General features: G+C 64.8%; 18 protein-coding genes. 11 read left to right on the forward strand and 7 right to left on the reverse strand.

The genetic code is table 11. The features are described from left to right. The first annotated feature begins 119 nt into the window (after positions 1-119). The 7 genes from ACFLEY_RS20000 to ACFLEY_RS20030 all read left to right on the forward strand — a co-directional run bounded on the left by ACFLEY_RS20000 (position 120) and on the right by ACFLEY_RS20030 (position 9,441). Positions 120-1,232 carry an efflux RND transporter periplasmic adaptor subunit gene (locus ACFLEY_RS20000; RefSeq protein WP_373565284.1) on the forward strand — a complete coding sequence of 371 codons (1,113 nt, stop codon included), beginning with the start codon at positions 120-122 and terminating at the stop codon, positions 1,230-1,232. Continuing rightward, positions 1,232-4,306 (forward strand): efflux RND transporter permease subunit, encoded by a 3,075-nt coding sequence (locus ACFLEY_RS20005; protein ID WP_060911748.1) that lies wholly within the window; start codon positions 1,232-1,234, stop codon positions 4,304-4,306. The genes ACFLEY_RS20000 and ACFLEY_RS20005 overlap by 1 nt, the downstream gene beginning before the upstream one ends. After that, positions 4,303-4,614, forward strand: a complete 312-nt coding sequence (locus ACFLEY_RS20010) for a DUF3240 family protein (protein WP_060911749.1) — start codon at positions 4,303-4,305, stop codon at positions 4,612-4,614. The genes ACFLEY_RS20005 and ACFLEY_RS20010 overlap by 4 nt, the downstream gene beginning before the upstream one ends. Positions 4,615-4,857: 243 nt before the next feature. After that, the gene (locus ACFLEY_RS20015) at positions 4,858-5,160 is read left to right on the forward strand and encodes a DUF485 domain-containing protein (protein WP_028171101.1); all 303 of its coding nucleotides are present in this window, start codon (positions 4,858-4,860) and stop codon (positions 5,158-5,160) included. Then, on the forward strand, positions 5,157-6,848 hold the full coding sequence (locus ACFLEY_RS20020) for a cation acetate symporter (RefSeq protein WP_060911750.1): 1,692 nt from the start codon (positions 5,157-5,159) through the stop codon (positions 6,846-6,848). Before ACFLEY_RS20015 ends, ACFLEY_RS20020 begins: the two co-directional genes overlap by 4 nt. Positions 6,849-6,965: 117 nt before the next feature. Then, entirely contained in the window at positions 6,966-8,768 is a 1,803-nt protein-coding gene (locus ACFLEY_RS20025) for a putative nucleotidyltransferase substrate binding domain-containing protein (RefSeq protein WP_060911751.1), read from the forward strand. Further along, entirely contained in the window at positions 8,734-9,441 is a 708-nt protein-coding gene (locus ACFLEY_RS20030) for a 3'-5' exonuclease (protein WP_304565167.1), read from the forward strand. The genes ACFLEY_RS20025 and ACFLEY_RS20030 overlap by 35 nt, the downstream gene beginning before the upstream one ends. A gap of 150 nt (positions 9,442-9,591) precedes the next feature. Here ACFLEY_RS20030 and ACFLEY_RS20035 read toward each other — a convergent pair whose 3' ends face one another. The 3 genes from ACFLEY_RS20035 to ACFLEY_RS20045 form a co-directional block, all read right to left on the reverse strand. After that, on the reverse strand, positions 9,592-11,454 hold the full coding sequence (locus tag ACFLEY_RS20035; protein ID WP_060911752.1) for an ABC-F family ATP-binding cassette domain-containing protein: 1,863 nt from the start codon (positions 11,452-11,454) through the stop codon (positions 9,592-9,594). Positions 11,455-11,525: 71 nt separating this feature from the next. Next, positions 11,526-11,705: a hypothetical protein gene (locus tag ACFLEY_RS20040; protein ID WP_028171105.1), complete on the reverse strand. Its 180-nt coding sequence runs from the start codon at positions 11,703-11,705 to the stop codon at positions 11,526-11,528. 212 nt (positions 11,706-11,917) lie between these two features. Beyond that, positions 11,918-12,169, reverse strand: coding sequence for a hypothetical protein (locus tag ACFLEY_RS20045; protein WP_027576269.1), 252 nt, complete (start codon positions 12,167-12,169; stop codon positions 11,918-11,920). Between the two features lie 312 nt (positions 12,170-12,481). On the opposite strand from ACFLEY_RS20045, the gene ndk reads away from it, so the two are divergent. Together ndk and ACFLEY_RS20055 are read left to right on the forward strand one after the other, a co-directional pair. Beyond that, complete coding sequence (gene ndk, locus ACFLEY_RS20050; protein WP_011086893.1) at positions 12,482-12,904, forward strand: nucleoside-diphosphate kinase; 423 nt, start codon at positions 12,482-12,484, stop codon at positions 12,902-12,904. A gap of 44 nt (positions 12,905-12,948) precedes the next feature. Continuing rightward, complete coding sequence (locus tag ACFLEY_RS20055) at positions 12,949-13,809, forward strand: TerC family protein (RefSeq protein ID WP_060911753.1); 861 nt, start codon at positions 12,949-12,951, stop codon at positions 13,807-13,809. A 48-nt stretch (positions 13,810-13,857) separates the two neighbouring features. Here the strand turns inward: ACFLEY_RS20055 and ppx are convergent, their stop codons facing one another. From ppx to ACFLEY_RS20075, 4 genes are all read right to left on the reverse strand, one after another. Next, positions 13,858-15,360 carry an exopolyphosphatase gene (gene ppx / locus ACFLEY_RS20060; protein ID WP_060911754.1) on the reverse strand — a complete coding sequence of 501 codons (1,503 nt, stop codon included), beginning with the start codon at positions 15,358-15,360 and terminating at the stop codon, positions 13,858-13,860. 12 nt (positions 15,361-15,372) lie between these two features. Continuing rightward, positions 15,373-17,562: an RNA degradosome polyphosphate kinase gene (locus tag ACFLEY_RS20065; protein ID WP_028171108.1), complete on the reverse strand. Its 2,190-nt coding sequence runs from the start codon at positions 17,560-17,562 to the stop codon at positions 15,373-15,375. A 135-nt stretch (positions 17,563-17,697) separates the two neighbouring features. Further along, a complete protein-coding gene (locus tag ACFLEY_RS20070) occupies positions 17,698-18,375 on the reverse strand; it encodes a DnaA ATPase domain-containing protein (RefSeq protein ID WP_060911755.1) in 678 nt (225 codons plus the stop codon). A gap of 91 nt (positions 18,376-18,466) precedes the next feature. Then, on the reverse strand, positions 18,467-19,009 hold the full coding sequence (locus ACFLEY_RS20075) for a CDP-alcohol phosphatidyltransferase family protein (RefSeq protein ID WP_011086898.1): 543 nt from the start codon (positions 19,007-19,009) through the stop codon (positions 18,467-18,469). 154 nt (positions 19,010-19,163) lie between these two features. Here ACFLEY_RS20075 and purM point away from each other — a divergent pair, with 154 nt between their 5' ends. Next, positions 19,164-20,237 carry a phosphoribosylformylglycinamidine cyclo-ligase gene (gene purM, locus ACFLEY_RS20080; RefSeq protein ID WP_028171110.1) on the forward strand — a complete coding sequence of 358 codons (1,074 nt, stop codon included), beginning with the start codon at positions 19,164-19,166 and terminating at the stop codon, positions 20,235-20,237. Next, positions 20,237-20,890 (forward strand): phosphoribosylglycinamide formyltransferase, encoded by a 654-nt coding sequence (gene purN, locus ACFLEY_RS20085; RefSeq protein WP_060911756.1) that lies wholly within the window; start codon positions 20,237-20,239, stop codon positions 20,888-20,890. Before purM ends, purN begins: the two co-directional genes overlap by 1 nt. Positions 20,891-20,922 lie beyond the last annotated feature (32 nt).

The following is a 20,922-nucleotide window of genomic DNA, read 5'->3' on the forward strand; positions in this document are numbered from 1 at the left end:
AATACCCGATTTGCCGCAATGGGCTGCCGTTGACGTAGGTCAACACCTTCAATCGCATCCGGCCTAGAAAGACCCGGCAACGGTCTTCGAAGCTGGTATTGATGCGATCTTTCCATCAGATGGAACGTCTTCTACGCAGGGCGTGCCGCGTCGTTGTTGCGCTCTCGATCGTCGGGTGCCCCGGCATCGCTGCGGCCGACGACGACATGAAACTGACGCCCACGCAGATCGAAAGCCTCGGCATTCGTGTCGTGCATCCGGTTTCGAGCAGAACCGACCAGACACTGCCTTATCCGGCGCAGATCGTCGTTCCGACGCCTCAATTGTGGGTGGTGAGCACACCCGTTGCCGGCATGGTCACCAATCTGGCCGTCGCGCGCGGGGATCGCGTGAGCGCCGGCCAGCCGCTTCTTACGCTGGAGAGCCAGGGTTTCGTGTCACTCCAGCGGGACTATCTTCACGCCGTCGCGCAGGAGGCTCTTGCGAACCAGCAGCTCAGGCGGAACGCCGATCTCTTCGAGGGCAAGGCCGTCCCACAACGCGTTCTTGAGGCGAGCCAGACCGAGGCGCGACAGGCCACCATCGCGGTCGCGGAGCGCCGGCAGATGCTCCGGTTGGCGGGGCTCTCCGATGACGCAATCTCCCGGTTGGCGACCGACGCGGCAATCAGCGGGACGCTGACCGTCAATGCGCCGCAAACGGGATCCGTGGTCGAGATCGCGGTCTCGCCGGGGCAGCGGCTGGAGCAGTCCGCGCCGCTGGTCAAGCTTGCCCGGCTTTCGCCGTTGTGGGCCGAAATCGCCATTCCAGCGGCCAACATCCGCGCAATCCGCACCGGTGCGCGGGTCGAGGTCGAAGGTTACGCAACGCCCGGTCGCGTCGTTCTGATTTCCGAGACGACCGATGCGGCGACGCAAACCATCCTGGTGCGGGCCGAAGTGCCGAACAGCGGCCAATTGCACCCGGGCCAGACGGCGTCCGTCCGTCTCAGCTTCCTCTCCGAGGGCGAGAGCGCCTGGGAGATTCCCTATAGCGGTCTCGTCCGTCGTGGCGAGCAGAGCTGGATATTCAAAGCCATCGAGGGCGGCTTCCGGCTGGTATCGGTCACGCTGCTCGCAGAGGACCAGGATCACGTCGTGATATCCGGCCCGATCAGCGACAAGGACGAGGTTGCGATCGCGGGCATCTCGGCGCTTCGGGGCATTCTCTCGCGGCTCGGAGCCGGCCAATAATGCTCCAGCGTCTGGTCGCCTTTGCGCTCTCGCAGCGGCTGTTCGTCCTGCTCGCCGTCTTGCTGCTGATCGGCGCGGGCGCAACGTTCCTCCCCAGCCTGCCGATCGACGCGTTCCCCGACGTTTCACCAGTCCAGGTGAAAATCATCATGAAGGCACCGGGCCTGACGCCGGAGGAGGTCGAGCAGCGCATCACCGTCCCGATCGAGCTCGAACTGCTGGGCCTGCCGAACAAGAAGATCCTTCGCTCGACCACCAAATACGCGCTCGCCGACGTCACGATCGATTTCGAGGACGGCACGGATATCTACTGGGCGCGCAACCAGGTCTCCGAGCGGTTGTCGAACATCGCTCGTGACCTTCCCGAGGGGGTGAGTGGCGGGCTTGCGCCGATCACCAGTCCGCTCGGCGAGATGTTCATGTTCACCATCGACAGCTCCGAGCTGTCGCTGGCGGAACGGCGAACCCTGCTCGACTGGGTGATCCGACCGGCGCTGCGCACGGTTCCCGGGGTTGCCGACGTGAATGCCCTCGGCGGCTACGTGCGGGCGTTCGAGATCGTCCCGCTCAACGATGCGCTCGCCGCGCGCGGCATTTCGTCGGAGCTGTTTCGCCGCGCCGTCGAAACCAACAGCCGCAACGACGGCGCGGGGCGCGTCAACCAGGGCGAGGACAGTGCCCTGGTGCGGATTGAAGGCAGCATCCGCACGATCGACGACATCAAGGCCATTGTCGTGGACACCCGCGACGGGGTCCCGATACGCGTGAACGACGTTGCGCGGGTCAAGGTCGGGGCCCTGACACGCTATGGGGCAGTGACGGAGAACGGCCAGGGCGAAACGGTCGAAGGGCTGGTGCTGGGCTTGCGCGGAGCCAATGCCGGCCAACTCGTGCGTGACGTCCGCGCAAAGCTCGAGGAGCTGAAGCCCGCGCTGCCCCAGAGCGTATCCCTCAACGTGTTCTATGACCGAAGCCGACTCGTCGGTCGCGCCGTCGGCACGGTGGTGCGGGCGCTCGGCGAGGCGACCGTGCTGGTGGTCGTCCTGTTGTTGCTGTTCCTGGGCAATTGGCGCGCATCGTTGGTGATCGCCCTCAGCCTGCCGCTCGCGATCGTCATTGCGCTCCTGGCCATGCGTGCGGTTGGAATGTCCGCCAATCTGATGAGCCTCGGCGGGCTTGCGATCGCGATCGGCATGCTGATCGATGCGCTGGTGGTGGTGGTCGAGAACATCGTCGGAAATCTCGGCAACCACGAGCCGGGCAGGGGCCTTCCGCTGATCCACGTCATCTTCCGGTCGGTCTGCGAGGTGCTGCAACCTGTCGCTTCCGGCGTGCTGATCATCATGATCGTGTTCGTGCCGCTGCTCACCCTGCAGGGGCTCGAAGGCAAGCTCTTCATCCCTGTTGCGCTCGCAATCATCTTTGCGCTCGCCGGCTCGCTGTTGCTGGCGCTCACCGTGATCCCGGTCGCGACCTCGTTCCTGCTCAAATCGGCAGGGCACGGCGAGCCGCTGCTGATCCGCCTCGCGCAACGCGTCTACGCACCCGCGCTGGACTGGTCGCTGCGAAACGAGCGAAAGGTCATTGCTGCGGCTCTCCTGGCGCTGGTCGCGGCAGGGTACGCCTATTCGCAACTCGGCAAGACCTTCATGCCGACCATGGACGAGGGCGACGTCATCGTCAGCGTCGAGACGTTGCCGTCGGTCAATCTGGACGAATCCCTCGCGATCAACGCGAGGATCCAGTCGGCGCTCTTGAAGGTTCCGGACGTCACCGGGATCATCGCGCGAACCGGTTCCGACGAGCTCGGGCTCGATCCCATGGGACCGAACCAGACTGACACGTTTCTCGTGCTCAAGCCTGTTGAAGAGAGAGCCGCCCCGGACAGGACGGAGCTCTTGAAGGCACTGCGCAACGTGCTCGCCGACTTTCCGGGCATCTCGCTCAGCTTCACCCAACCCATCGACATGCGGGTGCAGGAGATGATCAGCGGCGTGCGTGGCGACGTCGCTGTGAAGGTCTTCGGCAGCGACGTCGGCCGGCTCAACGAGATTGCGACGAAACTGTCCGAGATCCTCACCAGTATCGAGGGTGCGGAAGACGTCTACACGACGCTCAACGAAGGTGCGCAATACTACACGGTCGTCGTGAACCGGATGGAGGCCGGCCGTCTCGGTCTGACGGTGGACACCATTGCCAATGCGCTGCGGACTCAGATCGAGGGGCGGACGATCGGCACCGCGCTCGAGGAGGGCCGTCGCACGCCCATTCTGGTCCGGGGAAGCGAGACGACGCGGGAGGCGCCCACATTGCTCGCGAGCCTGCCACTCACGCTCGCCTCCGGGCAGCACGTCGCGCTGTCCCAGGTCGCGCGCATCCAGCGCGTCGACGGCCCGGTGAAGATCGACCGCGAGGACGGCAACCGGATGAGCGTCGTTCGCGCCAATGTGCGCGGCCGCGACATGGTCGGCTTCGTCGAGGCGGCCCAACGGAAGGTCGCCGCCGACCTTTCGCTGCCGAAGGGCTATCGGCTCACCTGGGGCGGACAGTTCGAAAACCAGCAACGCGCTGCCGCGCGCCTTTCGATTGTCGTGCCCGTCGCCATCGGTCTCATCTTCGTGTTGCTGTTCACGACCTTCGCTTCCGTCCGGCAGGCCTTGCTCGTGCTCGTGAACATCCCGTTCGCGCTGATCGGAGGCGTGTTTGCCCTCGTCTCGACCGGCGAGTATCTGTCGGTTCCGGCCTCTGTCGGATTCATCGCCCTGCTCGGAATCGCGGTCCTGAACGGCGTCGTGCTGGTTTCGTATTTTAATCAGTTGAGGGCGCATGGCGTCGGCGAGGACCAGATCGTGGTCGACGGTGCCAGGCGGCGACTTCGCCCGGTGCTGATGACCGCCAGCATCACCGCATTGGGCCTGATCCCGCTCTTGTTCGCTTCCGGTCCGGGATCGGAGATCCAGCGGCCGCTGGCGATCGTGGTGATCGGAGGATTGCTGTCGTCCACGCTGCTCACGCTCATCCTGCTCCCCATCCTCTATCGCCGGTTCGGCGGCACTGCGAAGGAGTCAAAATGACCAGCGAATATGTGTGCCTGTCGTTGATCCTGGCGCGAAAGCTGCGCGAGGAGCTGCTCGACTTTCTCAGCGAGCAGCCGGGCCAGACGTCCGGCTTCACGGTCTCCGATGCCGCGGGACACGGCTCAGGCGTGCAGTTGCCGACGGCCGCCGAACGTGTGAAGGGCCACGCCGATCAGGTGCATGTCCAGATCGTTCTGCCAGGAGCGGACGCCAGGCGCCTGGTCGATCAGCTCCGGCATTCGTTCGCGGGCTGCAATCTCGTATATAGGATTGCTCCGGTGGCCGAGTTCGGAACCATCGCGTAGTCCGGAGCAACCTCTACCCCGCCGCTTCATCAAACTGCGTGCTGGCCCCGAGCCATTGCTCTTCCGCGCGCCTTCGACAGCTGCGCGGCCGCTGGCCGTTTGTCACGCACGTCCTAGGGATCAACCGGACTTGATCTGGATCATGGAGCTTGGCCGTCCGGCAGTGCAGGCTCGGATGGTCCCGCCAGATAAGGGACCGCTTTGACGACAAGAACTCCAGAGGATCATCCAGGGACCATTGATGTGAGCAACCTCGCCAAGATTGAACGCGATCCGAACTACCAGGAGCTCGTGCGCCGACGTTCGTCGCTGGGCTGGATGCTGTCGGCGGTTATGCTTGTTGTCTATTTCGGCTTCATCCTGCTGGTCGCCTACGCTCCCAAGTTCCTCGGGATACCGCTGGGCAGCGGCGTGACGACGATCGGCATTCCAATCGGACTGTCCGTCATCGTGCTCGCCTTCCTGCTGACGGGTATCTATGTCCGCCAGGCGAATTCCAGTTACGACGTGCTCATCCGCAAGATTGTCGAGGAGAACCGCTCGTGAAGAAATTCTCATGGCTCCTGGCGATCCTGCTCGCAGGCCTGCCCACCATCGCGCTCGCCGCCGGCACCATCGACGGCGGCGTTAAGCAGGCGACCAACTGGTCGGCGATCGGTATGTTCGTCGGGTTCGTTGGCCTGACGCTCGTCATCACCTATTGGGCCGCCAAGAGGACCGCATCGGCCGCGGATTTCTACTCGGCCGGCGGCGGAATTACGGGCTTCCAGAACGGACTTGCGATCGCAGGCGACTACATGTCGGCGGCGTCCTTCCTCGGCATATCGGGCCTCGTCTATACTTCGGGCTACGACGGCTTGATCTACTCCGTCGGCTGGCTGGTGGGATGGCCGATCGTCACCTTTCTGATCGCCGAACAATTGCGCAACCTCGGAAAGTTCACCTTTGCCGACGTGACCTCGTTTCGGCTCGGGCAGACCGAGATCCGTATCCTGGCGGCGTGCGGCTCGCTGGTGACGGTTGCGTTCTATCTCATCGCGCAGATGGTCGGTGCCGGTAAGCTGATCCAGCTGTTGTTCGGCCTCGACTACTGGATCGCGGTCGTCCTGGTTGGCGGCCTGATGATGATCTACGTGACGTTCGGCGGGATGAAGGCGACGACCTGGGTGCAGATCATCAAGGCGGTGCTGTTGCTCTCGGGCGCAACGTTCATGGCCGGAGCCGTCCTCTACAAGTACGGGTTCAGCCCGGAAGCGCTGTTCACCAAGGCAACAGAGGTGCATCCCAAGAAACTCGCGATCATGGAGCCCGGCAGCCTGATTTCCAATCCGCTCTCGGCCATCTCGCTCGGCCTGGCGCTGATGTTCGGAACGGCGGGCCTGCCTCACATCCTGATGCGCTTCTTCACCGTGAAGGACGCTCAGGCGGCCCGCAAGTCGGTGTTCTACGCCACGGGTTTCATCGGCTATTTCTACATCCTGACCTTCATCATCGGCTTTGGCGCGATCACGCTGGTTTCGACCGACGCGATGTTTCTCGATGGGAGCATTCTCGAGAAGACCAAGAGCGGAATCGCGGCGATCAAGGGCGGCTCCAACATGGCGGCGATTCATCTCGCGAACGCCGTCGGCGGCAATCTGTTCCTTGGCTTCATTTCGGCCGTTGCCTTTGCCACGATCCTGGCCGTCGTGTCGGGCTTGGCTCTGGCCGGGGCATCATCCATCAGCCACGATCTCTACGGCATGGTGATCAAGGGCGGCAACGCAAACGAGCAGGACGAGATCCGGGTCTCGAAGATTGCGACACTGGTGCTCGGCGTGCTTGCGATCTTCCTGGGCATCGTGTTCGAGAACCAGAACGTCGCCTTCATGGTGGGCCTTGCTTTCGCCATCGCGGCATCCTGCAATTTCCCCGTGCTGGTGATGTCGATCTTCTGGAAAGGCCTGACGACGCGGGGAGCCGTGTTCGGCGGCTTCCTTGGCCTGTTCAGCGCGGTTGTGGGCGTGGTCCTCTCGCCGGCAGTCTGGGAGGCGACCCTTGGCTTTGCCAAGGGGTCGGCTCCCATCAAGCTGGACAATCCGGCGCTGTTCTCGATGGCGCTCGCCTTTGCGGGGATCTGGCTGGTCTCGATCCTGGACCGCAGCAAGCGTGCCGCGGCCGATCGCGATGGCTTTGACGCGCAATATGTCCGATCGCAGACCGGTATCGGTGCTGCTTCGGCCACGGCTCACTAGGCGAGGATCTGCGGGACGTCGCTTCGGTACCGACCGGCTCATATGGGCCGGCCGGTGCCGCGCTTTCGATGATCAGTCGTCGGATCCTCGGATGGTCCGTATCTTCGAAAGGCCGAAATGCCCAAGGCGTTCGATATCACCAACCCGCCGTTCGATCGTCTGACGCCGGGCGAGGCCGAGACGTTGCGGGCCGCGCTGGACATCGGGTACTTCAGTCCGGGCGAAGCGATCATCGGGCGGGACGCCCCGGCGGAGGCGCTCTATGTCGTGATCAAGGGCATCGTCGAGGAGCGGAACGAAGCCGACCTGCTGGCATTGCTCGGTCCCAAGGACACGTTCGACAGTCGTGCGCTCGTTCACGACCATAGCGGCCACCAGTTTATCGCCCGCGACGAGACGCTTTGCTACGTGATCCCCCGGAAGGTCGCGCTCGGTCTGATCAAGGCGAACCCGCGCTTTGCGGCTTTTTTCTACCGGGAGATATCCCAGAAGCTGGACGAACTCGCCAACGACGAGGAGACGGGACGTTACGGCTCGTTGATGCACGCCAAGGTCGGCGAACTGTTCCTGCATCCGCCGGTGTTTCTGGCTGCCAGTGATACGATCGAGGCCGCCGGGCATCTGATGCGCGAGATCAACAGCAATGCGCTGTTTGTCCGGGACGGTGAGCGGATCGGCATCGTGACCGGCATGAACCTGTCCAAAGCGGTGGTGCTGCGGCGCCAGTCCATCCAGACGCCGGTCGGCGAGCTCGCGAATTTCGACATCGTGTCGCTGCGCCGTGACGATTTCGTCTCCTCGGCCCTCCTGCTCATGACCAAGCACAACAAGCGGCGGCTTGCCGTGCGCGACGGCGAAGAGCTCGTCGGAATTCTGGAGGAGATCGATCTGCTGGGGTTCTTGGCGGGAAGCGCTCAAGTCATTGCCGGCCGCATCGATCGAGCCTCGAGTCAGCAGGACCTCGCCACCGCGGCGCGGGAGATCGAGACGCAAACGCGCGTGCTGCGACGGCAAGGGGTCAAGGTAGAGGTCATTGCGGAGATCGTCTCCGACCTCAATCGACGCCTGCTGTCTCGGTTGTTCGAAATGGTCGCGCCGGCCGAGCTGCGCACCAGCAGCTGCCTGATCGTGATGGGAAGCGAAGGGCGGGGCGAGCAGACCATCCGCACCGACCAGGACAACGGCCTTATCCTCGCAGGTCCGATGCAGGGCGAAATCCTGGAGGCGTTCCGTCAGGAATTCTTCGTCGCTCTGCAGAGCTTCGGCTTTCCGCCCTGTCCGGGCGATATCATGGTGCGCAATCCGCTATGGTCCCGGCCGCTTTCGGAGTATCGCGCGGATTTGCGCCGCTGGATCGTGCTTCCCGATCAGGCCGGGCACATGAATGTGGCCATCGTCTACGATGCGCAGGCGATCGCGGGCAATGAGCAGCTCCTGCACGACGCCAAGACGGCGCTGATCGACATGACCCGGGGCGAGCAGGCGTTCATGGCACACTTCGCGCGCGCCGTTGACGCGTTTGAAACGCCGATCGGCCTCTTCAACAACCTGATCACGTCGGAGGGCACCGGCGATGCGCTGGATCTCAAGAAGGGCGGCATCTTTCCCATCGTGCACGGCGTTCGCAGCCTGGCGCTCGAGCAGGGCCTGCGCGAGACCTCCACCGACAAGCGGATTTCCCGGCTCTGTGATCTCGGCGTGCTGCAACGGGACTTTGGACGCGACTTGAAACAAGCCTTCCGATTCCTGCTGATGCTTCGGCTCGACGGGCAACTGGCCGCATCCGCGGGCGCATCGGGAACTCTGGTAAGACCGGCGCACTTGTCCAGCATGGAACGTCATCTATTGCGTGACGCGCTCCAGGTGGTGAAGAAGTTTCGGGAAATTGTCGGTCATCATTTCAAGCTCGGCATGTTCTAGAATGCTGCCCCGTGCGATCAAACGACTGTTGCACCAGGCGACCCTGAGCGATCAATCTTATCGCTTCATGTTCGATCGCGCTCCGGACGACGAGTTTGTCGTCATCGATTGCGAGACCACCGGTCTGAATGTGCGAACGGACAACGTCGTCGCCATTGCCGCAATCAAGATCCGCGGCAACCGGATTTTGACCAGCGCGCGCTTCGAAGCCATCGTCCATCCCGACAGCGAGCTGGAGGCGGAGGCGATCAAGATTCACCGCTTGCGCCGGTCCGACGTCGAAGCGTCGCCGATCGTCTGGAAGGTGCTGCCAGGCTTTCTGCATTTCATCGGGCCGCGCCCGCTGATCGGCTATTATGTCGACTTCGACATCGCCATGCTGGACAAGTACATCCTGCCGCTGGTGGGAATCGAACTGCCCAACGAACGCATCGAAGTGTCGCGGCTCTACTACGAACGCAAATACGGCAACGCGCCGCCGAATACCGAGGTCGATCTGTCGTTCGCCGCGATCCTCCACGACCTCTGCATTCCGCCTCTTGGGCAGCACGATGCTTTCAACGACGCATTGATGACTGCGATGATGTTCCTGCAGTTGCGCGACTTGAGCAGGCGCGGCGTCCGTATCGCGCGCCAACGTGCCAGCCCCGTTTTCAATCAGTTCGGGGGATAACCGGGCCCGGCGCAGCGGAGCAGATTGTCCAACAGCCCCAGATGGAAACGTGCAGGTATTTTAATACCTGTACTGTGCATGGGGTTGTTCTTCAGATTTTGATGGAGCCTTGGCCGGCCGAGCCCGGACCGACGTTCCGCGGTCGCAAGACTAGCCCGCCGCCTCGTCGAATTGCGTGCTCGCCTCCAGCCATTGCTCTTCCGCGCGCGCCAGCGCATCCGCTGCGTTTGCGCGCGCCTTCGACAGCTGCGCGGCCTGCTTGGGATCGCGGGTAAAGATGTCGGGCAGGGCGAGCGCCGTGTCGATCTTGGTGATGATGTCGCTGACGCGGGCGATCTCGGCTTCGGCTTCGGTAATGCGCTTCCTGAGCGAGCCGCGATTGTCCGACTTCGGGCGCTGCGGCTTCTCGCTTGGCGTACTGCGCTCGCGCGGGGCAGGTTCGCTGTTGCGCGCCGACAGGACCAGGCGGCGGTATTCGTCAAGGTCGCCGTCGTAATTGGTGACGGTGCGGTCGGCGACGATCCAGAGCCGGTCGGCGCAGGCCTCGATCAGATAGCGGTCATGCGAGACCATGATCACCGCGCCGGGGAATTCGTTGATGGCTTCCGCAAGCGCAGCGCGGCTGTCGATGTCGAGATGGTTGGTCGGTTCGTCCAGGATGATCATGTTGGGGCCGAAGAAGGTCGCAATTCCGAGCAACAGCCGCGCCTTCTCGCCGCCCGACAGTCTTGCCACCTTGGTGTCGGCCGCCTTGCCGGAGAAGCCGATCGCGCCGGCGCGCGCCCGCACTTTCGCTTCCGGCGCATCGCCCATCAGCTTGCGGACGTGATCGTAGGCGGAGGCGTCCTCGTTCAGCTCGTCGAGCTGATGCTGCGCGAAATAGGCGATCGACAGCTTGTCGGCGCGCGTGACCTTGCCCGAGAACGGCGCGAGGCGGCCGGCGAGCAGCTTCACCAGCGTCGACTTGCCGTTGCCGTTGGCGCCGAGAAGCGCGATGCGGTCGTCATTGTCGATGCGCAAGGTGACGCGGCCGAGCACCGGCGTCGCCGGATCGTAGCCGACCGAGGCGTTGTCGACGGCGATGATCGGCGGCGACAGGATTTTTTCCGGCGCGGGGAAGCTGATCTCGCGCACGTCTTCGGTGACCAGCGCGGTGATCGGCTTCAGCCGCTCCAGCATCTTGACGCGCGATTGGGCCTGGCGCGCTTTCGAGGCCTTGGCCTTGAAGCGGTCGACGAAGGCTTGCAGGCGGGCGCGTTCGGCCTCCTGGCGCTTGACCGCCTTCGCATCGAGCAGCTCGCGCGCGGCGCGCTGCTCCTCGAAGGAGGAGTAGGTGCCCTTGTAGAGCGTGAGCTTGCCGCGCTCCAGATGCAGGATCTGGTCGACCGAGCTTTCGAGGAGGTCGCGGTCGTGGCTGATCACGATCACCGTGCGCGGGTAATGCGCGAGGTGATCCTCCAGCCACAGCGTGCCTTCGAGATCGAGATAGTTGGTGGGCTCGTCGAGCAGCAACAGGTCGGGGGCCGCGAACAGCGTCGCGGCGAGCGCGACGCGCATGCGCCAGCCGCCGGAAAACTCGGCGCAGGGACGGAGCTGATCGGCGGCGGAGAAGCCGAGGCCGGAGAGGATCGCGGCGGCACGGCTCGGCGCCGAATGCGCGTCGATGTCGACCAGCCGGGTCTGGATCTCGGCGATCCGGTGCGGATCGGTGGCGCTCTCGGCTTCGTGAAGCAGCGCGTCGCGTTCCAGGTCGGCCTTGAGCACGACGGAGATCAGGCTCTCGGGGCCGTTCGGCGCCTCCTGCGCGAGGCTGCCCACCCGCCAGCGCGGCGGCAGGGTCACCGCGCCGTGCTCGGCCGCGAGCTCGCCGCGGATCACCTTGAACAGCGTCGATTTGCCGGTGCCGTTGCGTCCGACCATGCCGACGCGCGATCCGGGCGTGATCTGCACGGAACTCTGGTCAATCAAAAGGCGTCCGGCGAGGCGGATGGAGAGGTCGGTGATAGCAAGCATGCGGCCTTGTCACCGCAGCCGGGATCAAACGCAACCCGTTTTTGCGCAGCCCGTTCTACGTCTACGGCCTGTCAGTGAGCGCCGCCCTCGCGGTCGCGCTTCTTCAGCTCGTCGAGGAGCTGTTCGAGATGCGTGGGCAGCCGGGGGTCGGGGCGGAGTCTCTGCTGAAGCCGTTCCCCCACGGCATCGCAAATCGAGCGGCTGGTGCGCCGGTCGATTTGTTCGCTGTCATTGGCGAAAGGGCCCGTCATCACGAGGTTCCATGTTGCAGAGTAACGACACGGTACCAAGTCGTTGGCCTCCAAATGGTTTCGCCGGTCGTGGGGAATGCCGGACATTCTCGTGAAAATTGTATGAATTCGTCGTGCCTGCTCAAATGCGAGGCCCCGGCGGGGGGATCGCCGGGGCCTCTCTTGGAAGGTGCCGTGGGGGGCCGGCACCCTGAGTTAAGGTGCTGTCGGGCTCAGTAGCAGCGGTTGATCAGCCGCCAGCGGGGTCCCCAGGGGGTCGGGACCAGCCGGCGCACATAGCAGCCGCCATAACCGTAGGAGACGGGGGCATAGAAGCGCGGGCCACCCCAGCCATAGCCGTGATGCCAGCCGCCGCCGTGCCAGCCCCAGCCGCCGCCATGCCAGTGAGCAGAGGCCGAGGTCGGTGCCAGCGCGGCACCCAGCGCGACCGCAGCGACAGCGGCAAGCGAAAGTTTCCTCAACATGGTGATCTCCTCAAAACTGCCGGCGCGGGGTATCGCGTCGATGGAAAGGCCGCCGAAACGGTCTGCCTGATGATCAGGCTTTGGTTTCGATAGACCCAACCTTACGCCGGCGAAGCTGAACCAAAGCCTGAATGGGGGCTTCAGATTGGGTTCATCTCGATGAAATCTCGGTAATCCATCGCTGGATCCGCCGGGGCGGCCTGCGGCGAAGCGCCCGGGAGGAGGGTTTTGGCGGTCGCTTGCCGTCTGGCGAAGGCGCCGATATAAGCCCCGCAACTCCGAACCACCGCTTTTCTTCTCAAGGACAAGATCATGGCCATCGAACGCACTTTCTCGATCATCAAGCCCGATGCGACCGCGCGTAACCTGACCGGTGCGGTTAACGCCGTGATCGAGAAGGCGGGCCTGCGAATCGTCGCGCAGAAGCGCATCCGCATGACCAAGGAACAGGCCGAGACCTTCTATGCCGTCCACAAGGCGCGTCCGTTCTTCGGCGAACTCGTCGAGTTCATGACCTCGGGCCCGGTGGTCGTCCAGGTGCTCGAAGGCGAGAACGCCGTCGCCAAGTACCGCGACGCGATGGGCGCGACCGATCCGTCCAAGGCGGCCGAAGGCACCATCCGCAAGCTCTACGCAAAGTCGATCGGCGAGAACTCCGCGCACGGTTCGGATGCTCCGGAGACCGCCGCGATCGAGATCGCGCAGTTCTTCTCGGGCAACGAGATCGTCGGCTGATCATTCAGCCGATACGTTAAAGCGACGGGGCGAAAGGACTCATTGTGAACTGGCTCTGGCAGATCTTCGATCCCGCTACGATCGGGGCATTCTTCACCCAGTTCCGCAATGAGATGGCCGAGCCGACCTTCTGGATTGCGGTCGGCAAGATCATCTGGATCAACATCCTGCTCTCCGGCGACAACGCGCTGGTGATCGCGCTCGCCTGCCGCGGCCTCAAGCCGCGGCACCGGCTGTGGGGCATGATCCTGGGCGCCGGCGCGGCGGTGGTGCTGCGGATCATCTTCACCGGCATCGTCGCAAGCCTGATGGAGCTGCCGTATCTCAAGCTCGTCGGCGGTCTCGCGCTGATCGTGATCGCGGCCAAGCTCCTGGTGCCTGAAAACGAGGACGAGGACGGCGTCGAGTCGGCCTCGCATCTATGGCAGGCGGTGCAGATCGTCGTCGTCGCCGACATCGTCATGAGCCTGGACAACGTCATTGCGGTCGCCGCCGCGGCCAATGGCAGCGTGCCGCTGTTGATCCTCGGCCTTGCCATCAGCGTTCCCCTGATCGTCGCCGGTGCGGCGCTGATCATGGCGCTGCTCGCCAAGCTCCCGGTCCTGGTGTGGGCGGGCGCTGCGCTGCTCGGCTGGATCGCGGGCGAGGTGATCGCGACCGATCCCGGCGTCGCACCGAAGCTGCACACGCTGTTCGACGGTCCGTTCGGTGCCTCGCTGGACAACATGCTCGGTGCACTGCGCATCCCGGCCCAATTCGGCCATGGCGGTGGAGGCGGCGAATATTTCTGCGCGGCGCTCGGCGTCATCGTCGTGCTGGTCGTCGGCACCATCTGGCGCCGGCGCAGCCTGAGCCAGGCGGCGCTGGAATCCTCCGAGCGCCACGCCAAGGCGTCGGCAGAGTAAACTTTTCCGAGGGACGCATATCTCACCTCTCCCGCAGGGAGAGGTGAACTACCGACGCACGATCGAGCCGGCCCGGTTGACCAGGCGGGCGAGCTGGCGGAAGCGGCTGCCGACGCGGTCGGCGACGATGTCGCCGAGACGATGCTCGAACACCAGCATCAATTTGCGGCCCTGGCTGCGGAAATGCGTGGCGGGCAGCACGCCCGGCCGCGCCGCCGAGATCAGATGCGCGACGCGGAATGCCGCGCCGAGCAGGCGGGCGCGGTCGAGCTGGGCCGGCGTCAGTAACTCCTGCATGGTGGCCGGCGGTTGGTTTTCCTCGCTCAGGCCCGCATAGCGATAGAACACGGACAGGCCGACGAAGGCGCGCTCGGTGTGGGTGATCGCGCCGAAATTGCCGTTGACGACGAGGCTCAGCGTCTGCTCGCCGCGGTGATCGGGATGCACGCGCCAGCCGATGTCGGAGAGCAGGCACGCGGTGTGGCGCAAGCGGCGGTCTTCCTCGGTCTCGCGCAGCTTCACGACGCGCGCCAGGCGATCGGTCCAGGCGATCAGCTCGCGGGCGTGCTTGGCCGAGCGCGACAGCAGCTGGTTGAGCTCTTCGGCTGCGCAGATCAGCCCGTCCTTGTTGCGCTCGGTTTCCGTCAGCTTCTCGTGCAGCAGGCCCTCCCGTACGCCGAAGGTCGAGAACACGATGGTCTTGGGCTTTGCCACGCGGATGATGTGCTCGAGCACCAGCGCCGCGTAGGTGAGGAGCGGGCGCCGCGCATCGGCAACGATCTCGATATCGGCGAGCATGTCGGCGGCCGCCAGACGGCGAAGGCGGCGCGAAAAGTCGAGCGCTTCCGCTGCAGAGATGGAATAGCCGTGCATCACCTGGAGCGGATAGCCGCTCTGGATGATGTGGATGCGCGCGAGCGCGCGCCAGGTGCCGCCGACGGCGTAGAATGTGCGGCCGCTGCCCGCCTTGAGCTGCGGCACCCCGTCGAGCTCCTCGCGCACGATACGGTCGGCGCGCTTGAGCGATTTGTGGGCGAGGTCCTGGAGCGCGAGCCCGCCGAGCGGCAGCGTCACGCCGCTGCGCACGCTGTTCCTGCGCACGTCGATCAGTTCGAGCGAGCCGCCGCCGAGATCGCCGACGATGCCGTCGGGGTGGTGGATGCCGGAAATCACGCCGAGCGCCGACAGCCGCGCCTCGCGCGGGCCCGACAGAATCTCGATCTTGACGGCGCAGATGCGCTCGGCCTTGGCGATGAAGTCGGGGCCATTGGAGGCGTCGCGGCAGGCGGCGGTCGCGATCGCGAACACGCGACCGACCTGCATCACGCGGCACAGCGCGCGGAATCGCTTCAGCGAGGTCAGCGCCTTGTCGACGGCGTCGGGCGCAAGCAGGCCCGTGCTCTGCACCTCGCGCCCGAGGCCGCACAGCGTCTTCTCGTTGAAGATCGGAATGAGGCTCCGCGCCAGTCCCTCGTAGACGACGAGGCGGACCGAGTTGGAACCGATGTCGATGACCGCGACGCTCGAGCCGCGCTTGCGCGGCCGAGTCACGTCGACGTCCGATCAGGATGGATGGCGTTCGTTCCGGCGCGTGAGACGGCGCGGCGAGGATTCCTTGAGCGACTTTCCACGGCCAGACAGACTCGGATTTGTCATGAAGTAGTTGTGGACGTTGAAAGGCTCCTCGCCCTTCGCGGTCTTCATACGCGTTGAGGACCCATCCGGCAACAATTGCCAGCTCTGCTCATTGTCCTTGAGATTCGCGACCATGATCTGTTCGAGAACCTGCTGATGCACCGTGGGATTTTGCAGTGGACACAGCACTTCGACGCGGCGGTCGAGGTTGCGCGGCATCATGTCGGCCGAGGAGATATACACAGCCGCTTTCGTGCTCGGCAGCCCCTGGCCCATGCCGAAGCAGTAGATTCGGCCGTGTTCCAGGAAGCGCCCGATGATCGACTTGACGCGGATGTTCTCCGACAGGCCAGGGATACCGGGCCTGAGGCAACAGATACCGCGCACCACGAGCTCGACCTGGACGCCGGCCTGTGAGGCCTCATACAGCGCGTCGATGATGTCGGGGTCGACCAGCGCATTCATCTTCATCCAGACCGCGCCGGGGCGGCCGTGCCGCGCATGCGCGGTCTCGCCCTGGATGTGCTCGATGATGCGCTTGCGCAGGGTCAGCGGCGACACCGCCATCTTTTCCAGATCGCTCGGCGCGGCATAGCCGGTGATGAAGTTGAAGACGCGCGCGGCGTCGCGGCCGATGGTCGGCTCGGAGGTGAAGTAGGAGAGGTCGGTGTAGATGCGCGCGGTGACCGGGTGGTAGTTGCCGGTGCCGGTGTGGACGTAGGTCGTGAGGCTGCCGCCCTCGCGGCGCACCACCATCGAGAGTTTTGCGTGCGTCTTCAGTTCGAGGAAGCCGTAGACGACCTGCACGCCGGCGCGTTCGAGGTCGCGCGCCCAGCGGATGTTGGCCTCCTCGTCGAAGCGCGCCTTGAGCTCGATCAGCGCGGTGACGGATTTGCCGGCCTCGGCGGCTTCGGCGAGCGCGCGCACGATCGGCGAATTGTTGGAGGTGCGGTAGAGCGTCTGCTTGATCGCGACGACATCGGGGTCGCGCGTTGCCTGCTGGAGGAACTGCACCACCACGTCGAAGGATTCGTAGGGGTGATGGACGACAAGGTCCTTCTGCCGGATCGCGGCAAAGATGTCGCCGCCATGCTCGCGCACGCGCTCGGGATGGCGCGGCACGTAAGGCGTGAATTCGAGGTCGGGTCGGTCGAGGCGGGTGAGCTGCGACAGCTCGTTCATGGCGAGCACGCCGTCGACCAGGAATACTTCGTCGTCGGCGGCGGAGAGGGCATGCTGCACGAAGTTGCGCAGCTGCTCCGGCATCTTGGCGTCGATCTCGAGCCGGATCACCGATCCGCGGCGGCGGCGCTTCAGCGCGGTCTCGAACAGGCGGACGAGATCCTCGGCCTCTTCCTCGATTTCGAGCTCGGAGTCGCGGAGGATGCGGAAGGCGCCCTGGCCATGCAGATTGTAGCCGGGGAACAGTCGGTTGATGAACAGGGCTGTCGCCTGCTCCAGCGAGATCAGCCGCATCGTGCCCTCGGACGGCAGGCGGATGAAGCGGTCGATCTTGCCGGGCATGCGGATCAGCGCGTTCATCTGCTTGCCGTCGGCGGCGCGCGTGAGCTGGAGTGCGATGGTGAAGCCGAGGCTCGGGATGAACGGGAAGGGATGGGCCGGGTCGATCGCGAGCGGCGTCAGCAGCGGGAACACGTTGTTGAGGAAGTAGTCCTCGATCCAGGTCCGCTCCGCCTTGGTGACCTCCTTGCCGTCCACCAGCACGATGCCGACATCGGCCAGCGTGGCGCGCAGGTCGCGCCAGATCGCCTGCTGGTCGGAAGCAAGCTGGGAGACCGTGCGGTTGATCAGCGCGAGCTGCTCGGACGGTGTCAGGCCGTCGGGGCTGCGCTCGGCAATGCCCTCGCGTACCTGGGCCTTGATGCCGGCGACGCGGACCATGAAGAATTCGTCGAGGTTGTTCGCGGAAATCGACAGGAATCGCACCCGCTCCAGCACGGGATGGCTGGGATTGACCGATTCCTCCAGGACGCGGCGGTTGAAATGCAGCCAGGACAGCTCGCGGTTGATGAATCGCTCGGGGCTCGATGCGATCGCCGGCAGGCTTTCCGTCTCCGGGACTTTTTCTTTTATTTCAACAGCTTGCGCGGAGTCCATGAGAAGTCGGTCCATCCAGTTTGCCCCAATTTGCGACTGATGCGCAAAACCGCCGGGAGCATGTGTTAGGGCGATGACGTTTCGATGACATTGATGTTCCGCCGTTCCGCGCCGTCAAGCGGCGTTGGGGCGGGGTCAGGCGTCGCGGAGCAGCTCGGCGGCCAGCGCCCGGGTCACCGGGCGGCCGAGCCGCAGGGCTTCGCTGTCGAGCAGTTCCACGGCCTGGCGGGCGGCGGCCGAGGATCGCTCCAGGCGGGTGGCGAGGTAGCTGACCACGCTCTCGTCCACGGTGAGCTGGCGGTCGGCACAAAATTTGACGATCAGGCCCCGGAAGAGCTGGTCGTCGGGGGGCAGCAGCGTGACCACCGGCAAGGCGCGCAGCCGCGAGCGCAGGTCGTTGAGCTCGATGTCCAGAGCAGCCGGCACCTCGCGCCCCGTGAACAGGACGTAGGCGCCGTCCTCGCGGGCGAGGTTCATCAGGTGGAAGAGGGCGCGCTCGTCAAAATCCTTGGCCTTGAGATCCTCGACCACCAGCGCGCCGGTGGCGAGCGCGCCAGGAACGCCTGCGGCGGACAACGCATTGGCCGTGGTCGAGCGGGCGCCGGCCTCCTCGGCCCAGATCGCGGCGAGATGGCTCTTGCCGCTGCCTTCGGGGCCGGCCAGCCACATGATCCGGTTCGGCCATTCCGGCCAGCCGTCGATCAAGGCGAGGCCGGCAGCGTTGGCGGGGCCTTCGAGGAAATTGTCCCGGCTGAGGCTCTCCGCGTGTGGCAGCGAGAACGCCAATTGTCGGGGGTGAACGCGGCCTGCCACGCTTGCTTTGCTCCATGCCGGACGGCCGGCTTCGCTTGAAAGATTCGACTTGATCGGGCGTGAGTTGGCCTTTTGCGGGGCCGGTTCGCGCTCATTTGGCCTCGATCGTGCTCATGTGCCGGACCCACTCGACGAGATAGAGCGACACGGAGGAGAGCGTGAAGATCGTGACGAGGCCCATCAGGATAATATCATAGGGCGCCGGCTTGAAACCGAAGGCAAGCGCGGCCAGCACCAGCGCTGCGAATGCCACCTGGGCGACGGTGTTGAGCTTCGACACTTTCGACGGCTTCATCTCGACGGGCCGGTCGAACAGCCAGGACACGATCACGGCGGCGACGATCATGATGTCGCGGGATACCACCAGGATCACGATCCAACGCGGAATCGCGCCCCAGATGCCGAGCGACATATAGATCGAGACCAGCAGCGCCTTGTCCGCGAGCGGATCGAGCAAGGCCCCGAGCTCGCTTGCCATGTTGAAGCGCTTGGCGAGGAAGCCGTCCACGGCATCGCTGATCCCGGCGATCAGGAAGACGGCGAACGCCACCTCCATTTGGCTCGACACGATGGCCCAGACGATGATCGGGACCAGCATGATGCGGCCCAAAGTGATGATGTTCGGAATACTCACGCGGCGCTTCCCGGCACCCGGCCTGACCTCGAATCCGCCCCGTTTGAAGGCTGAACCCGTTGATATCTACATAGTATGGCGCCGAGCGCCATGCGAGCCATTGCGCGTCCCCGGAATTCGACGTAACCAGCCGCAACCCCACTGGAAATCGGGCATGACCGACCGCAAAAACGGCCTCACCTACGCCGATTCAGGCGTCGATATCGACGCGGGCAACCGCCTGGTCGATCTGATCAAGCCGATGGTGCGCGCCACCGCGCGGCCCGGCGCCGACGCCGAGATCGGCGGCTTCGGCGGCCTGTTCGACCTCAAGGCGGCCGGTTTTAGGGATCCCGTCCTGGTCGCCGCCACCGACGGCGTCGGAACCAAGGTCAAGATCGCGATCGAAACCGGCCTGCATGGCGGCATCGGCATCGATCTGGTCGCCATGAGCGTCAACGACCTCGTGGTGCAGGGCGCCGAGCCGCTGTTCTTCCTCGACTATTTCGCCTGCGGCAAGCTCGATCCGGAGGCGACCGCCTCGATCGTCGCCGGCGTCGCCGATGGCTGCCGGGAATCCGGCTGTGCCCTGATCGGCGGCGAGACCGCCGAGATGCCAGGCCTCTACAAGGACGGCGACTATGACCTCGGCGGCTTTGCCGTCGGCGCCGCCGAGCGCGGTACGCTGTTGCCGCGCAAGGACATCGCCGCAGGAGACGCCGTGATCGGTCTTGCCTCGTCGGGCGTGCACTCCAACGGCTTCTCGCTGGTGCGCAAGATCGTCGAGCAGTCCGGCCTCGGCTTCGAGGCGCCGGCGCCGTTCGCGCCTGTCATGACGCTCGGCGGCGCGCTGCTGACGCCGACGAAGCTCTACGTCAAATCCTGCCTGCGCGCGATCCGAGAGACCGGCGCGGTGAAGGGGCTCGCCCACATCACCGGCGGCGGCTTCACCGACAACATTCCGCGCGTGCTGCCCAAGAACCTTGGCGTCGGCATCGATCTGGCGCGGCTGCCCGTGCTACCGGTGTTCAAATGGCTGGCCGCGCAGGCCGGCATCGCCGAGCTCGAAATGCTGCGCACCTTCAACTGCGGCATCGGCATGATCGCGATCGTCGAGCCGGACAAGGTCGACCGGGTCGTGCAGGTCTTCACCGAAGCAGGCGAGAGCGTGGCGCAGCTCGGCACCGTGATCCCCGCCGAGGGCGAGCATCGCGTCGTCTACAATGGCCATCTCGATCTGGCGCCGTGATGAAGCGCCGCGTCGCCATCCTGATTTCCGGCCGCGGCTCCAACATGGTCGCGCTGATCAAGGCAGCCAGCGCGCCGGATTTTCCGGCGGAAATTTCCCTCGTCATCTCGAACAAGGCCGATGCACCTGGGCTCGAACGGGCCAGGGCGAGCGGCGTGAACACGCTGGTGATCGAGAGCAAGCCGTTCGGCAAGGATCGCGCCGGCTTCGAGGCGGTGCTGCAGGCCGCGCTCGATCAGCACGGCATCGAGCTGATCTGTCTTGGCGGCTTCATGCGCCTGTTCACGGCCGAATTCACCAAGGCCTGGTACGGGCGGATGCTCAACATCCATCCCTCGCTGCTGCCGTCCTTCCCCGGCCTCGACCCGCACGGTCAGGCCCTGCGCGCCGGCGTGAAACTGTCTGGCGCGACGGTGCACTTCGTGATCCCCGAGACCGATGCCGGCCCGATCGTGATGCAGGGCGCGGTTCCCGTCAGCGACCACGATACGGCGGACACGCTGTCGGAACGCATCCTCGAAGTCGAGCACCGCATCTATCCGGCCGCGCTGCGGCTATTGGCGACCGGCAAGGTCCAGATCGCGGGCGATGTCTGCAAGACGGCGGGCAGCGGACCGTCGGAGAATTTCCTGGTTTCGCCCGTGGCGAGCTGAGGCGCCGTCGCGTTTCGTCGTCACAAACAAAA

Source organism: Bradyrhizobium sp. YCK136 (assembly GCF_044570075.1).
Lineage (GTDB): Bacteria > Pseudomonadota > Alphaproteobacteria > Rhizobiales > Xanthobacteraceae > Bradyrhizobium > Bradyrhizobium diazoefficiens.